Source organism: Shouchella miscanthi (assembly GCF_007725405.1).
In the GTDB taxonomy this organism is placed as follows: Bacteria; Bacillota; Bacilli; order Bacillales; family Bacillaceae_D; genus Shouchella; species Shouchella hunanensis.
Map to the genome: position 1 here is coordinate 3,201,058 of NZ_CP042163.1, position 17,160 is coordinate 3,218,217.

General features: G+C 35.3%; 8 protein-coding genes and 2 pseudogenes. 3 read left to right on the top strand and 7 right to left on the bottom strand.

Annotated elements, in window-relative coordinates; all coding sequences use genetic code 11:
- Positions 1-89: 89 nt before the first annotated feature.
- The 3 genes and pseudogenes from FPV17_RS16295 to FPV17_RS22600 form a co-directional block, all read left to right on the top strand.
- Positions 90-3,533, top strand: a complete 3,444-nt coding sequence (locus FPV17_RS16295) for an SH3 domain-containing protein (protein WP_144559468.1) — start codon at positions 90-92, stop codon at positions 3,531-3,533.
- A gap of 126 nt (positions 3,534-3,659) precedes the next feature.
- Positions 3,660-3,893, top strand: a pseudogene (locus FPV17_RS22250) (transposase); the annotation flags it as partial.
- 61 nt (positions 3,894-3,954) lie between these two features.
- Positions 3,955-4,092: pseudogene (locus tag FPV17_RS22600) on the top strand (transposase); the annotation flags it as partial.
- A gap of 286 nt (positions 4,093-4,378) precedes the next feature.
- Here FPV17_RS22600 and FPV17_RS16300 read toward each other — a convergent pair.
- From FPV17_RS16300 to FPV17_RS16330, 7 genes are all read right to left on the bottom strand, one after another.
- Entirely contained in the window at positions 4,379-7,897 is a 3,519-nt protein-coding gene (locus FPV17_RS16300) for a glucosaminidase domain-containing protein (protein ID WP_144559469.1), read from the bottom strand.
- 91 nt (positions 7,898-7,988) lie between these two features.
- Complete coding sequence (locus FPV17_RS16305; RefSeq protein WP_144559470.1) at positions 7,989-9,686, bottom strand: N-acetylmuramoyl-L-alanine amidase family protein; 1,698 nt, start codon at positions 9,684-9,686, stop codon at positions 7,989-7,991.
- Between the two features lie 335 nt (positions 9,687-10,021).
- Positions 10,022-10,426: a glycerol-3-phosphate cytidylyltransferase gene (tagD, locus tag FPV17_RS16310; RefSeq protein ID WP_144559471.1), complete on the bottom strand. Its 405-nt coding sequence runs from the start codon at positions 10,424-10,426 to the stop codon at positions 10,022-10,024.
- Between the two features lie 54 nt (positions 10,427-10,480).
- On the bottom strand, positions 10,481-13,216 hold the full coding sequence (locus FPV17_RS16315) for a bifunctional glycosyltransferase/CDP-glycerol:glycerophosphate glycerophosphotransferase (protein WP_144559472.1): 2,736 nt from the start codon (positions 13,214-13,216) through the stop codon (positions 10,481-10,483).
- 133 nt (positions 13,217-13,349) lie between these two features.
- Complete coding sequence (locus tag FPV17_RS16320; RefSeq protein ID WP_144559473.1) at positions 13,350-15,140, bottom strand: CDP-glycerol glycerophosphotransferase family protein; 1,791 nt, start codon at positions 15,138-15,140, stop codon at positions 13,350-13,352.
- A 33-nt stretch (positions 15,141-15,173) separates the two neighbouring features.
- The gene (locus FPV17_RS16325) at positions 15,174-15,923 is read right to left on the bottom strand and encodes a CDP-alcohol phosphatidyltransferase family protein (protein ID WP_144559474.1); all 750 of its coding nucleotides are present in this window, start codon (positions 15,921-15,923) and stop codon (positions 15,174-15,176) included.
- A complete protein-coding gene (locus FPV17_RS16330; RefSeq protein ID WP_144559475.1) occupies positions 15,920-17,110 on the bottom strand; it encodes a CDP-glycerol glycerophosphotransferase family protein in 1,191 nt (396 codons plus the stop codon). Before FPV17_RS16330 ends, FPV17_RS16325 begins: the two co-directional genes overlap by 4 nt.
- Positions 17,111-17,160 lie beyond the last annotated feature (50 nt).

Here is a 17,160-nt window from a genome sequence, read left to right on the forward strand (position 1 = left end):
TTGCGAGATGATTAAAAATCTCCTCAATTCTATTAATATATGAAACAATTGTTTCGATAAGTATAGTTGAGGAATAACAAAATTCGGAGGTGTTTATCATAAAAACGAAAATTCTAGTTACAAGTGGATCAGCCTCCGCGCTCACTCTAATCGCAACGGCTTTCCCTCTTCAAACAACGTTCGCAAATTCCTTTACAGTCATTGAAAATCATTACCCTATCTCATTTAACGATGCAGTCGACCGACAAATGGGATTGTCTGCCCCACCACAAACTGATCGAAATGGACGATGGCAAAACGCGTCCAGGAATGATGTAGCCTACTACATGAATCCTAATAATTTTAATCAAGGAACATCTGCTTATTTACAGTTTCTTGACTTAAGCTCTAGTGCGGGTTTAAGTGCGCAGTCCATTAACTCCCAACTTCTATCTAATAAAGGGACTCTATCTGGACATGGTCAAACATTTATTAATGCGAGTAAACTGCATGGCGTAAATGAAATCTATCTTATCTCTCACGCATTATTGGAAACAGGTAATGGTGGTTCCCAACTAGCACGAGGGGTTCAATATAACGGTCGAACCGTTTACAACATGTACGGAATTGGCGCTTTTGACGGAAATGCAGTACAAGCAGGCGCCCGCTATGCTTATAATCAAGGTTGGTTTACACCTGAAGATGCCATCATTGGTGGTGCTCGTTTCGTTTCTAACAATTACTTTGCTAGAGGTCAGACAACGCTTTATAAAATGCGCTGGAATCCTGCTTCTCCTGGGACATACCAGTATGCAACCGATGTCGGTTGGGCTGTCAAGCAAACCCACCAGATGGCGAATTTATATGGATTAGTCGATAACTATAATTTGCAATTTTCCGTTCCCGTCTACAATAATCAGCCAGTAGGAAATCAACCAGGTGACAATGAACTTGAGCCATTACCACCAAATACATATGGTACTACTACTGCAAGATTAAATGTGCGAACAGGCCCAGGTACAAGTCATTCTGTTTTAACTACGTTAAATAAAGACGAACGAGTTGAGTTAATTGCTAAAACGGGACAATGGTACCAAATTAAAGTTGGAAATGTAGAAGGCTATGTATCAGGACAATTTTTAACGTTTTCGCAAGAAAGTGAAGACCAAATTGAAGAAGTAGATGAAGAGATTATCGCGGAAGGTAAAACAACGGCGCGTTTAAATTTACGAGCCCAGCCAAACACGAATAGTTCGATTCGCACAACTCTTTCCAAAGACCAAACTGTGCAAATCGTAAAGAAAGAAGGCAACTGGTATTTTGTAAGAGTTGGCTTTCAAACTGGGTGGGTTTCTGCTGATTTTGTCTCCATTACAAGCGACAATGTTGAAGAGAATAAGCCTTCTCTTGGCTCTGCGACAACTACGGCTCGCTTAAACCTTCGTTCGGGTGCAGGCACGTCTCACCGAGTCTTAACAACACTTCCGGTCGGACAGAAATTAGAGCTTCTTCAAAAACAAGGCAACTGGTATCAAGTCAAAGCCGGCAATCAAACTGGGTGGGTTTCTGCTGACTTCATTAAAACAAATGGGAATAATGTCGGAGACAACAAGCCTTCTCTTGGCTCTGCGACGACTACGGCTCGCTTAAACCTTCGTTCGGGTGCAGGCACGTCTCACCGAGTCTTAACAACACTTCCGGTCGGACAGAAATTAGAGCTCCTTCAAAAACAAGGCAACTGGTATCAAGTTAAAGCCGGCAATCAAACTGGGTGGGTTTCTGCTGACTTCATTAAAACAAATGGGAATAATGTCGGAGACAACAAGCCTTCTCTTGGCTCTGCTACAACGACAGCTCGCTTAAACCTTCGTTCGGGTGCGGGCACGTCTCACCGAGTCTTAACGACGCTTCCGGTTGGACAGAAATTAGAGCTTCTTCAAAAACAAGGCAACTGGTATCAAGTTAAAGCCGGCAATCAAACTGGGTGGGTTTCTGCTGACTTCATTAAAACCGATGGAAACAATGTCGAAGACAACAAGCCTTCTCTTGGCTCTGCGACGACTACGGCTCGCTTAAACCTTCGTTCGGGTGCAGGCACGTCTCACCGAGTCTTAACAACACTTCCGGTCGGACAGAAATTAGAGCTCCTTCAAAAACAAGGCAACTGGTATCAAGTTAAAGCCGGCAATCAAACTGGGTGGGTTTCTGCTGACTTCATTAAAACAAATGGGAATAATGTCGGAGACAACAAGCCTTCTCTTGGCTCTGCGACGACTACGGCTCGCTTAAACCTTCGTTCGGGTGCAGGCACGTCTCATCGAATTTTAACGACGCTTCCGGTTGGACAGAAATTAGAGCTTCTTCAAAAACAAGGCAACTGGTATCAAGTCAAAGCCGGCAATCAAACTGGTTGGGTTTCTGCTGACTTTCTTTCCACTAAGTCAGAGGCAAAGAAAGAAGAGACAATTGTAACAAAAGCTGGTGAAACAACAGCACGATTAAATTTACGTGAAGGCGCTGGAACTTCCTACAAAGTTCTCACTACATTAAATAAAGGCCAATCTGTTGAGATTTTGAGCACTAAGAGCGGCTGGCATCAAGTAAAGGTTGGTTCACAAACTGGCTGGGTTTCTGCAAACTATGTTCAATTAGAAAGTGCACAGCCAAAGATTCAGATTATGGCTCGGATATTTAGTATGGGTTTTGCAAAACCTGTTGAAGAAACTATCTTTTGGCCTAGCACAGACGAACCTGGTTATGCTGATGTTGTTGAACAAGAGTCTGAGACCCCTTCTGATGAAACGATTGAAGAAGCTACCTCTGAGCCTAACACAGACGAACCTGGTTATGCTGATGAGGTTGAAGAAGAATCTGAGACTCCTTCTGATGAAACGATTGAAGAAGCTACCTCTTGGCCTAGCACAGACGAACCTGGTTATGCTGATGTTGTTGAAGAAGAATCTGAGACCCCTTCTGATGAAACGATTGAAGAAGCTACCTCTTGGCCTAGCACAGACGAACCTGTTGATGCTGATGTTGTTGAAGAAGAATCTGAGACCCCTTCTGATGAAACGATTGAAGAAGCTACCTCTTGGCCTAGCACAGACGAATCTGTTGATGCTGATGTTGTTGAAGAAGAATCTGAGACCCCTTCTGATGAAACGATTGAAGAAGCTACCTCTTGGCCTAGCACAGACGAATCTGTTGATGCTGATGTTGTTGAAGAAGAATCTGAGACCCCTTCTGATGAAACGATTGAAGAAGCTACCTCTTGGCCTAGCACAGACGAATCTGTTGATGCTGATGTTGTTGAAGAAGAATCTGAGACTCCTTCTGACGTTTCGAATCATTCTGATGAAATCACTTTAAGCAATCATGCGACGTTAATTGAAAAAACGTTCCTTCTTTCAACTCCAGCTCAAGGAGATTTGACAGAATTTGAACTAGAGACTGGGGAAGAAGTGAAAATAATTGAGCAAACTGAAGATTTTGTCCTTGTTGAATCTAAAGATAAACAAGGTTGGGTATCGATTGAGTCACTCACGTATAATTAGTTTTCTAAATAAAGAAAACCACAAATGCTAAATCTCAGCTTGTCGACAAAGTCTTGATTCAAAGAGACAGTCGGCAAGCTTTTTTGTAGAGACCGCTTATGTTTAAAATCTCTCGAAGAAAAGCGAATGGTGTTGGAGATGGTATGGATTGAGAAACTCGTGCCTGAAGATCATCCGGTGCGTCATGTAGATGCTTCGCTCGATTTCGCCTTTATCTATGAAGCGGTCAAGCCTTGGTATTCGTAAAATAGGTTGACTGAGTATCGATCCGGTCGTTTCATTTTAACTCGTTTTTGTTCAATATTATTGGGGTTCGTTCGATGCGCCAAACCCATTAAAGATGCCGAAACAAATGTTGCTTAACGCTGGTTCCGCTATATCTGACAAGAAGCTTTCAATGAAACTGAACATGGAACGGAATAAAGAGATTTACGAGAAGCGTAAAGAAAATTGAACGGGTCTTTGGTGATCTTAACGAAGCATGGACTACACTGGACACTCCTTCGAGGAAGGAAAAACCACAGTTAAGGCGATGCTTGTTATCGCTGCAATGAATTTGTAAAAGCTAGCAACTTGGAGTTAGCTTATACGAAAAAATCAACTCCTTGATATCAATTGCCCGTCTTCGTCCTCTATTTCATAAAGAAAACCACCAAAACCCGATTGAGAGTAAACTTCAATCGGGTTTTGTCTACGGTCTAAGGTCTAGTTAATGGCTAGATCCTTTTCAAGAAACCTTTAAATTAAGAATTCCATTTTTAAATGAACATATTAACAGTCAAATTAAATTTATTCATATTCATCTAAATAAAATCAATAAACCTGTTAAAAAACAGCGTTTATTTCTAGAACCCTTCTAAAGGGATATTTAATGACTTATTAACAATTACGGGTGGTTGATTTAAAAAAGATGGGATATCATAACTAATAGAGTATGCATCTAATAATTTATACATAGCTGCTATTCTACCGGTCTGAAGTGTTGCCCATGCAACATGGGTTGCATATTGACGACGACCCTGATTTAAGGGATCCCATCTCATTTTGTATAACGTATCTTGCCCCGCATTAACATAACCATTCGAGATGAATTGCGCGCCTCCTAATATCGCAGCTTCAGGTGTAAACCAACCTTCATTATAAGCGCGTTCAGCGCCACATTGGTTTGGGCAGTTATCATAAGCACCTATACCGTACATGTTGTAAACCGTTCTTCCTTTATGAACAATCCCCCTTGCTAACGATGAGGTCCCGTTTCCAGTTTCATGCATAGCATGTGCAATCAAGTAAATTTCATTTATATTGTAATTAATGCCAGCATTTATAAAAGTCTGCCCCTGGTTCTTTAAAATTCCTGCATTTAATAAAATTCGTTGGTTTATATCATTAGCTGCAACTCCAGCAGACTCTGATAGTACCATAAACTGATAAAATTCATTAGTGCCTTTTTCAAAGTTTAATGGGTTTGCATAATATTCAACTTGTTGACGGTTAGCATCAATTAATCCTTTACCATCTGCTTTTGGGGTTTTAGTCATTTGAATATCAATTAAATCATTAAATTTGTAATTGTAATTTGTATAGGTCTCTTTAACTAAAATTTTATCCGGACCAACATCGTCCACGTGAATATAACCTGTGTGCTTCTTTCCATTAATGTAAACAGTTGCCTCATACCAATTTGGCAAAAAAGTTCTGTATTTTAATAAGGTTCCACGTTGATAACTCTTTAATACTGTAGAAGATCGTGAAGCCTGTGAATAAACATTTGTATTGTTCTTCATAGCATAATTACTTCTATCCTCTTGATAAGAAAAGCTATTCTCTACGTCATCTTTATGAATGTAACCCGTGTGCGGCTCTCCATCAAGATACACCGTTGCCTCGTACCAGCTTTCGCTAAACGTTTTATATCTTAATATATGACCTTGATTGTATCCACGCAGCACTCGTCCATTTCGAGTTGCGCTTGCATACACATTTGTTGGTCCTTTTTTCCCTATTCCTTTAAGCTCTACTTGCTTTTCTTCCACATTCTCTACGTCATCTTTATGAATGTAACCCGTGTGCGGCTCTCCATCAAGATACACCGTTGCCTCGTACCAGTTTTCGCTAAACGTTTTATACCTTAATATATGACCTTGATTGTATCCACGCAGCACTCGTCCATTTCGAGTTGCGCTTGCATACACATTTGTTGGTCCTTTTTTCCCTATTCCTTTAAGCTCTACTTGCTTTTCTTCCACATTCTCTACGTCATCTTTATGAATGTAACCCGTGTGCGGCTCTCCATCAAGATACACCGTTGCCTCGTACCAGCTTTCGCTAAACGTTTTATATCTTAATATATGACCTTGATTGTATCCACGCAGCACTCGTCCATTTCGAGTTGCGCTTGCATACACATTTGTTGGTCCTTTTTTCCCTATTCCTTTAAGCTCTACTTGCTTTTCTTCCACATTCTCTACGTCATCTTTATGAATGTAACCCGTGTGCGGCTCTCCATCAAGATACACCGTTGCCTCGTACCAGTTTTCGCTAAACGTTTTATACCTTAATATATGACCTTGATTGTATCCACGCAGCACTCGTCCATTTCGAGTTGCGCTTGCATACACATTTGTTGGTCCTTTTTTCCCTATTCCTTTAAGCTCTACTTGCTTTTCTTCCACATTCTCTACGTCATCTTTATGAATGTAACCCGTGTGCGGCTCTCCATCAAGATACACCGTTGCCTCGTACCAGCTTTCGCTAAACGTTTTATATCTTAATATATGACCTTGATTGTATCCACGCAGCACTCGTCCATTTCGAGTTGCGCTTGCATACACATTTGTTGGTCCTTTTTTCCCTATTCCTTTAAGCTCTACTTGCTTTTCTTCCACATTCTCTACGTCATCTTTATGAATGTAACCCGTGTGCGGCTCTCCATCAAGATACACCGTTGCCTCGTACCAGCTTTCGCTAAACGTTTTATATCTTAATATATGACCTTGATTGTATCCACGCAGCACTCGTCCATTTCGAGTTGCGCTTGCATACACATTTGTTGGTCCTTTTTTCCCTATTCCTTTAAGCTCTACTTGCTTTTCTTCCACATTCTCTACGTCATCTTTATGAATGTAACCCGTGTGCGGCTCTCCATCAAGATACACCGTTGCCTCGTACCAGTTTTCGCTAAACGTTTTATACCTTAATATATGACCTTGATTGTATCCACGCAGCACTCGTCCATTTCGAGTTGCGCTTGCATACACATTTGTTGGTCCTTTTTTCCCTATTCCTTTAAGCTCTACTTGCTTTTCTTCCACATTCTCTACGTCATCTTTATGAATGTAACCCGTGTGCGGCTCTCCATCAAGATACACCGTTGCCTCGTACCAGCTTTCGCTAAACGTTTTATATCTTAATATATGACCTTGATTGTATCCACGCAGCACTCGTCCATTTCGAGTTGCGCTTGCATACACATTTGTTGGTCCTTTTTTCCCTATTCCTTTAAGCTCTACTTGCTTTTCTTCCACATTCTCTACGTCATCTTTATGAATGTAACCCGTGTGCGGCTCTCCATCAAGATACACCGTTGCCTCGTACCATGTTTGGTCAAAAAATCTGTATTCCAAGATATGACCAATAATATAAGAACGAAGAACTCTTGATTCTTTGTCTCTAAATTCATAAACATTAGTATTTGTTAACGCTAATCCATATAACAAATTAGTATATGTAGAAGCACCACTTAAACTTCTGTCTTGATGTAATTCAACTTGGCTCTGTTCGGTAATTATCTCTTCTTCTAGAGCAACATTAGCAATTTCATTCCGTTCCTCTTCATTATCAAATTTTTCTTTCGTATTTATAGTTAGTTGTTCACCTTCAGGTTTCTCTATTTTTTCATTTATATCTTCTTTAACATTTACATTTTCTCTATCTTGCTCTTTAATATCTTCAATATCTACATTATCTTTTTCATTAATCCAGATTAAAAAATCCGAAATTGTCCAACCTAGTTCTTCCACTTTATAATAATAATTATTTAATTCTTCCTCATCCAAAAAATTCTCAACACCGATGTAACCTGTTGTGATTTCTAAATCTGTTTTTAGAATTTCAATTTCAATTGCATATTCATGTATTTTGATTATATTCTGAATGTCATTTTCTTTAATACTCTCAATTAAATTATTTAAATTACTATCTTCGTAAACGGAAATGAAACCATCATTATTATTTTTTAATTTCTGGATACTAATTAAATCTGACACTCTTTCTTCTTCAGCTAATGATATATTTGAAGACACCAACTGAAATGTTAATAGAAAAATAATTACACAACTAGTTAAATTAATAAATTGATTCCTCATAAAATCTCCTTGTATGTGTTTTAAGTTACTTTTTATATGTCATTTTTCAAAGATTAAAAGAAAGCTTATCCAAAGATAAGCTCCCTATAAGTTAATTAAAGTAATTTGTAATACCTATCAAAATGCCCTTTGCACTATCGTGAAGAAATGACTGCTGACTAAGTTTTTCTGCATCCCCCAAATGATCCATGAAAGCAACCTCTAACAGAGCACTCGGAATTAACGTTTCTCGGATAACGTGAAAATTCCCTTCAGCAACTCTCCTATTTGTGGTTCCGGCTTTTGACACAACTGCATTCTGTAGAGAGTTTGCTAATCTAATACTGTTTGCTCGTTCATTTCTACCATGCCAAAAAGTTTCTGTACCATTTGCTATCCCATTAAAAGCATTGTTATGGATGCTAATAAAAATGTCTGCATTTGAAGTATTAGCTATTAATGCTCTATTTTGGAGTGTAATGAATATATCATTTGTTCGAGTCATAATAACAGTAGCACCAGCACGTTCCAATAAATTTTTTGTTTTAAGCGCAATATCGAGATTTAAATTCTTTTCAATTAATCCATTTGCTATTGCACCAGGATCATTTCCACCATGTCCAGGATCAAGCACTATTCGTTTTCCTTGAATAGAATTTACGTGATTTTTGTGAATGTAGCCAAGAGTTGCTTTCCCGTTTAGATAAACCGTCGCCTCATACCAATTAGCAGAAAAGTTACGGTATTGTAAAATATGCCCTTCTGAATAAGATCTTAATGTTCTACTTGTTGTGGATGGGCTAGAAAAAACATTTGTAGACCCTCTCATAGCCAGACCAGTCAGTTGTTTTTGTATTGGATCTAATAAATCGACATCTTTTTTATTGATAAAACCATTTTCCCACTTGCCGTTAATACTCACGGTTGCTTCGTACCACTCACTGTTATATGGTCGAAACTCTAAAAGATGACCTTGACTGTATGAACGGAGAATAGCGCTGTCCTTAGATGTTTCACTATATACGGACGTTTTTTCTAATACCGCTAGGCCATACATTTGCTTTGCAAGTTGGGTCTCTTCAATTTCTATAGTCTGTGTATATTCTTCAAAAGCATCATCATTAGAGGGATCTTCAAGTTTATCTTGAGTGTCTATATTATGCTCTTTAGCGCTCTTAACTTCTTGCGATTCCTCTAAATTATTATCTATTCTTTCTTTTAGCTGTTTCGATTCTTTTTCATCATGCGTGGTATAATCTTCTAAATTTTTCGATTCATCTAGGTTACCAGTTTTATCTGTTCCTTGTTTATTTCTTTCTAACATTTCTTCCTCTGTAAGATATTCAATTTCATCTAAACCACTGTTATTTTCTTTATCTGATTCTTGGTCGCCTTTAGATTCAATATGTTTTTCCACCTGCAACTCAATAAAGTCAGTTAAATTTCCTCCGTTTACCTGTATGTACTCCTCAAAAAGTGCTGCTTCTTTAACCGAAAGAATATATTTTGGGTCCACAAAACCTCTACTATATTTGATTTCTCTCTCTTCATAATACATAAATTCTACTAGAGTAGCAGTTTCTCTTTCTTCCATTATGCGGACGTTCGTTCTATATGCAATGGTGCCCGCTAATTCAAGTAACTCTTCATCTCGAAAATAATTAACAGTATGATCTAATTTCTCCCCATAAACAATTCCTTCGTTACTGTCATTAAGAGTATCAGTTTCAGCAGATGCATGAATAGGAAGCGTTTGAACGACAATAATCATAACTAATAAACATATAAAAACCTTACTTAATAATCTCACAAAACTATTCCTTTCCTAATGACATTCTATCCTTATAATTAGACTGCTGATAATCCTCCTTTTTCTTTTGAATTACTATACATGATATTGTATCACAAATTATTACATAGATTGCCATAATTCAACAAAAAACTGATTCTCATTTTCAGAGAATCAGTTCCTACTTTATTTTTTATTTATAAGCTCTTCTAAACTCTAGATATTCTTAATCCTGATAAATAGAGCTTTTTTAAGATCATCTTTCTTCATAGCAAAGTCTAAAGTCGTTAATACAAAACCCAGCTTATCCACCCACATCAAATCTTTTCCCTTTAAAGACCAAGAAGAATATAAAGTCATTCTATAAATTCGTTCGTCCTAAATAATTCCTTTTTAATTTTTGTGGTTGATACGCCTTCAGTACGAGGCAAGTATACAATGTCACAATAGCTGTTCAAGTAATCAAACTTTCCTTTCCAATCATCTCCCATTACAAATACATCAATGGAGTATTTTTTGATATCAAGGATTTTCTGTTCCCAATTTTTTTCTGGAATAACTTCATCAACATAACGTATAGCTTCTAAAATTAATCTTCTATCATCAAAACTATAGTACGCTTTTTTCTTCTTTATTCGATTAAATTCATCAGTCGATATGGCAACGATTAAATAGTCACCAAGATCTTTAGCTCGTTTTAATAAATTGATATGTCCTCTGTGAAGTAAATCAAAGGTTCCATAAGTCAATATTCTCTTCATTTTACTTTCCCCATTCAACAAGAATCAAAAAGGCCTGATTTCAAGTAAATTTAATTAAAGTTTTATAATTTCTTCATAAGCTCTTTTTCTGTTGTTTTGATCTGTATACTCAAAGAACTGATCAACTCGTTGCTTGTATTCTTCATCCATTTCTATACCAGTTTCAAGCTGTTTAATTAATGTTTGTACCATCACTTGATGATTTACTATTATTTTTCCAAAACCCATTTCTTCTATTGAAAAATAGCCTGGATCCCAATTTGGGGGCTCAAATTGATAGTAAAATAGTGGTTTCTTCATATAAGCAAAGTCAAAAAAAACGGAAGAGTTATCCGTAACTAATATACTACCGCGCTGAAACAATTCAGAATAGCTTTGATCATACGACGTTACTTCAACGTCTTCAAGATTAAAATCACTTAGTTGTTGTCTAATTGAAGGATGAGGAGCAAAGAGTATTTTGTATCCATTCTGAAGGCAGTAATTTTTAAGCGATTCATCGTTTAACAAGGCGTTCCATTTATAAAAATAATTACTCTCTTTAAATGTCTCATTATAAGGACGTGCATTTAGTTTATTTGAAAACTCATTAACTAATGATCGTCGCCATGTTGGCATAATTAAAATTAATTTCTCTTGTTTGTCCGACCTCAAATTATCATATCGCGGTAAACCAGTTAATTTTACTTCTCTATTAGTGTATCCATAATGACCCTTTACTATCGATTCTTGTTCAATTTTAGAAGAAGTTAAGAATAGCTTGAAATTCTTATCGTGTTTTTTAAGCCAATTTGATAAATCACCCATAATAACACCATGTTGAAGGAAAATATACTTATATTCCTTTAGATCTTTAAAGTAATTTTCAGTCCCTGTAAATGGTTGATAAATAAATCGATCAGCATGTGTAGAAATTAATTTATCTGCTAATAAAAAGTTTAGTTTATGCCTAGCACCTTTATAATTTATAACAGGGAATTTATCTTGCAGCCTCTTGAAGTCTTTAGACGAGTTTTTTATAACGTAATAATTTTTCTGAGTCTTATTTTTATGTTGTTCGAAATATTCTAGTAAATATTCGGCACTATCATCGGCTTTATCTATGCGATCCATAAATAAGTTAATCTTCTTCTTCTTATAACGTTTCAACAGCCTGACAATCACTCTAGTTCGTGAAATCTTATTAAAATTTTTCACTCGCTTTTTTTTAAGTTCTAACCGGATTTTCCTTTCTTTTTTTAGCATATTAACAATGGAGTATTCTTTTACATCAAAACGTTTTGCATCGTGATTAAACCAAACCATAATTTCATTATTACCAACCATGTATCCATTCTTTAATTTGTTGGATAATTTGGCTGATGCAGAGAATTTTGCGCCTACTCTTTTTGATACACCATCTACCTCTATATATATCATCCATTTCTTAGAAACTTTCAGCTCATCAATAGGAATATTTAACTGGAAGCCAAAAAATTCATATATTGGTTCACCGACAATATAAGAGGTATCACCTGGAAAATCATATTTTTTTGATTCAAATATATGTCCGTTTATACTTTTCATATAAACCTTCATATTTTCTTGCGGTAAAAGCGAACCTAACCTCCCCACAATTATTAATTGATCATCTTCAAATTCACAAAGGTGTAGAGTCACTTCGTCTCTATTGCTTAAACAATCTTTAATATCTCCATTTAAGGAGCTTACAACAATATCGTATGATTCTTGCTCTTCCCCTGTTTTATTCATTGAAGTTTTAAGTACTTTACTTGATTCATAAAAAGGATCGCCTTGCTTAAATATTTCATTTCGAATTTTCATATTAGATAGGGCATGTTTTTGATACCAATTTAAATACCGTTGCTTCCAAATAATATCTATATCAATAAATTTCAACATATAGAGAATTCGATTGTAATAATCATCCATATGACCTTTTAACACTTCTGGAGCTACTTTCGCCTTTAATCGAAATTGCATGTCATACATCACAAGAAATTGAATATACTTAGGTACTCGATTTTGATAAAGCTGATTGTATTTTTCCAACTTTGGAATGTAATACATGTCAATTGTTGGTATATAATAATCAAAAGACTCCTTACTTCCTTGTAAAGCCGAGGTTCCAGACGTTCTAGCTCTATAATTGTAGACAGAGTCATGAATAACACCAAATTTCCTTTTCTTCATTATTATATCTGTTAATAATGATGCATCTTCCCCGAACTTTTGTCCTGGAAGGAACCTTAATTCTCCCAGTCCATTTTCTCTTTTTATAAAAGTAGAGCCTGATTGCAATTGAATTGAGTCATATTCAATATCAATATCAATTATTCGAGTGCTTTTAAATTTATAATGTAACATGTGTGGCCCTTGTTTCGCTTCAAAAAATATCAACGGTATTGCAACTAAATCAATTTCATCCCCATTCAGTTCAAAGAAATTATTTACTTTCTCAAGCACATCTAAATCAAAATAGTCGTCTGAGTCTAGAAAATTAATATACTTCCCTTCAGCCAATTCAATCCCAGTATTACGGGCTACACTTACTCCTGCATTTTTCTGCTTAATGTAAATTACATTGTTCGGATATTTCTCTTGATAAGTTTTACAAATTAATTCGCTATTGTCAGGACTACCATCATCTACTAAAATTAATTGGACATTTTCCTCGAACCCTATAGACTGATTAACAACACTTTCAATAGCGTCTTCTAGATATTTCTCGACGTTATATATGGCCATAACTATGCTAAAAAGGTATGGTGGTTTGTTTTCATCTATCATAATTTAATCTCCTTTTACTTCAAGCTTTTTTGTCATATTGCTATACTTTATTAAATAATTTTCGCCTTAAATAACACTATCAATTTTCTCTCAAAGGGTCAATAATCGAAATATCCTTAGAAAATTACATAGATTACTTTTTTTCCTCACCTAAGATTTTTTCACCTAATTTTCTTATTGATGGATAATATTTATACTTTCTCCATGCAACTTTTAAAGCATCACTATTTTTTATTTGAGATAACACTGGAGACTTTTTATTAAATGTTGATTCATTTCGCTGAATATCTTCATATATTCTCTTAGAGTTTTCTTGATCCATATATTTAAAGTATTTATTTCTTTTGCTTGCAAAGTGTTTTTTTTCATTGAACCCATTTTTAGCATACGTATCAATTTGCTGCAGTAATTCTTCTGGTTTAAATGCTAAATCTCCAAAAAGATCTTTTTTGAGGTTCATATAAGCACCTTGTTTAGCTTTATATTCGTCTAAATCAAACAAATAAAAAATTACAGGTTTCTTTTGATAATACATTTCCCATGCGACACTCGAATAGTCAGTTATTAAAAGACTTGCTCGCATTAATAAGTGGTTCAAACTTTCATCACCGAAACGAATAATATTAATGTTTTTACTTGCACTTGAGAATTTCTCGACGTAAGGCATAAACTTAGGGTGAACATAAAAATTAAGAGTTAATGAATTCTGTACCAATAAATCTCCTAATTCTTTAGAGTTTAAAAATTGACTGTATGATATATAATAATTGGATTTGAGAAATGTAGTTTCTTCAACTTCTTCTAACCAATTCCTCCAAGTAGGCATTAAAACGATTTCTTTACTTTTACCTTCTTTATTACTTAAAGAGGTATCTTTTAAATTATCCCACCTTGCAAGCCCAGTAACACTTATACGTGATTCAGGATATCCAAAATAATTCTTCACTATTTTTTTCTCAAAATCTGAGGATACAATAAATAATCTTGCACTATTTGCTGTTTGATAATTAAAAGTTGAATCTACCTTTTTTAGACCAAGCACGCCGTGCTGTAAGAAAATATAACTTTTATTATTTAGTTTTTCCTTTATTATCCCTTGAGATACTCTCCACGCATAGCCATGTCCTTTAGCTTCTGATGAAATAATAACTTTTGCCGATAGTAAGTAAACTAAATGCTTAAAGGACATGAAATGCACGACTCGATCTTTAAATGGCTCTAAATTTCTTACATCCGCGCTCTCTTTCTTTATCACATAATATACTTTTTTTTCTGGGTGTTTCTCATAGCAATATTTAAAGAAATAGAAACTATTGTCTTGAGCTGTCTCTGAAAATTTTTCATGTATAAGCCATACTTTCTTTCCTATAAAGCGATAAAACAATTGATAAATAATAAATGCCATATATTCCTTAAACTTATTTTTTGTGGTTTCATAGTGTCCTTTTTGTCGATAGGTTAAACTAACTCCTCCATTATAAGTAATATATGGATAGCTGATGTAATTATCGGGTAATTTTAATGTGTTTTTAAACACTCGATGCTTCAAGCTTTTCATAATTAAATAATTGTCACATACAACTCTTACTTCTCTTGTAATATTATCCACAGAAATAGATACAAAAAAGTCCCAAAAGAATTGTTGCAACTTTATGTTTCTTAAATTAATTTCTGCTCTTATCTTTAATCGATTTCTAGATCTATATTCTTTTTTTATTACGTTTAAGTGAATCAATTCCGATGCTTCACTTCTCAGTTTTAGTAATACTTCATTGACGGTAAAAAATTGTTGGCTTAATAAGCCAACAACAATTTCTATTGTCAAATTTCCGTTTTTTAAACTTAATTTTTTTAATGACACGTGTGCAGGATATTGCTTTTTTAACTTTAGTTTAATATCTTCATCCTTTTGCTTTTGTTCCATATAATCAGCCTCCAAAACTATCCCACAGCCCCTTTACTTTTTAAAACTTCGAATTGTAATCAAAAAACGTGCACAAACTTTTAGTGTCATTATTAATAAGAAGGTAGTAAAAAAGTATTGAACATAATTTGGAACAATTAAAGTTACTAACAATAAAATTGCAAAAAATCCGGGTAAACCCAACATAAATCCCGTTAACTCAAATAAAAATGTCTTTGTTCTAATTTTATTAACAGGATCTCTAGTTTCGTTAGTTGATTGCTTGAACGTAAGTTGATAAGCAATCGGAACAAATAAAGCAGCAATAATTATTATAATTAGGAAATATATAATTGCTAATACATTCCAAGGAGCATTTAAGTACCCTTCTAAATAAATGAGTGCAAATAGAATTGAAATATACACTGGCAGTGTTGCTCCTTGAATCAGCAGATCAATAAAATACCCTTTTTTTGATGTATTCCCTGTTAGTCTTGCTACCTCCCCATCAACACAATCAAATAAGTATCCAAAGTTATACGAGAAAAAAGCGAGGATAAAAGCAAATGGAGTTGCTTGAATTAGCCAGAAACCAGAAAAAACAACAAAAAATGCACTTAACCAGCTAATTGTATTTGGCGTTAGGCGTAATTTAAGAAAAATAACCGTTACGAAAATCGATATTCTTCTTAAAACAAACCATGACCACAGATCTTCCTTTGTACTATAGGCTTGTGATCTTTCTCTTAACCTTTTAATTTCTACTGTATCAAACCATGTGGAAGCAATCTGTTTATCCTTCATATAGAACTTGCTCCTTCATTTTTTTCAAATACAGCATCAACAACTCTTTTAGTTGCTCCTCCGTCTTCTAATGAACAAAATTGAGCAGTAAACTGATTAAAGTTTTCATTACTACCTTGCATCGTTTGAATTACTTCTAATAATTCATCTGTAGTTTGTACAATTGGTCCTGGGGCCTTCTCCTCTAAAGGAAAATAAAAGCCTCTAATATCATCTCGATATTCTTCTAAATCATAAGCGAAAAAGATTATTGGCCGGTTTAGAATTGCATAGTCAAAAAAGACTGATGAGTAATCGGTGATAAGCATATCTGCTACTAGGTAAAGTTCATTAATATCGTGGTACTCAGAAACATCTAAGACAAAATCATCCATGTCTTGAACGTTTAATTTTTCACTTATAAAGGAATGCATCCTAAGCATTAAGATATATTCGTGACCTAACACCTCTTGAAGTTTTTTTAAATCTAATTTCAAATCAAAATGATAAGAACCTGGACCGCTATTTTGATGATCCCTCCACGTTGGAGCATAAAGTAAAACTTTTTTCTCGTTTGGAATAGTAAATTTTTCTCTAATATGTTTAATATTCTCTTCGCTATTACCTGTTACTAATATATCGTTTCTTGGATATCCCATTTGCAACACTTCGTTAGAAAATTGAAAAGCCCGCTTGAAGATTTCCGTTGAGTAGCTATTTGGTGATAGTAAATAGTCCCATTGACGAGCTTCCTTATGAAAGTTTTCTACGTACTTTTCTTTTGTAGTGCCAGGCATTCGAACATGCTCCATATCCGAGACAAGTCTTTTTAATGGCGTTCCATGCCAAGTTTGTACATAAATCGTGTGATTGGGCTTGTTTATCCAATTGGGCATCCGACTATTCGTTACCCAATAGCGTGCTCTTGCCATCAATAAAAACCATTTCAAACTTAATCTTTCAACATGCGGGATATGATTATCGCTAAATTTTTTTTTGTGGTTTTTGTTGACACTCCAAACCAATTCATAATCTAAATTAGCGTCTCTCATATATTCATAAATTGCGCGCGGGTTACAGCTATACTGTTTTCCAGAAAAACTTTCAAACACGACAAGTTTTTTTCTAGTAGGCAGCTTTGAAGCCAAAGAAAAAGCAAAACTAGAAAGTTGTCTGACAATGTTTAGTCTCTTTAACTGTTTTTTCATTTTTGTAACAAACTCCTTTATAAAAAAACAGATCTCCCCGCACATAATCG

Coding starts and splice junctions, on each gene's coding strand:
- FPV17_RS16300 (WP_144559469.1), bottom strand. CDS start 7,897: ATGAGGAATCAATTTATTAATTTAACTAGTTGTGTAATTATTTTTCTA.
- FPV17_RS16315 (WP_144559472.1), bottom strand. CDS start 13,216: ATGATAGATGAAAACAAACCACCATACCTTTTTAGCATAGTTATGGCC.
- FPV17_RS16325 (WP_144559474.1), bottom strand. CDS start 15,923: ATGAAGGATAAACAGATTGCTTCCACATGGTTTGATACAGTAGAAATT.
- FPV17_RS16330 (WP_144559475.1), bottom strand. CDS start 17,110: ATGAAAAAACAGTTAAAGAGACTAAACATTGTCAGACAACTTTCTAGT.
- FPV17_RS16320 (WP_144559473.1), bottom strand. CDS start 15,140: ATGGAACAAAAGCAAAAGGATGAAGATATTAAACTAAAGTTAAAAAAG.
- tagD (WP_144559471.1), bottom strand. CDS start 10,426: ATGAAGAGAATATTGACTTATGGAACCTTTGATTTACTTCACAGAGGA.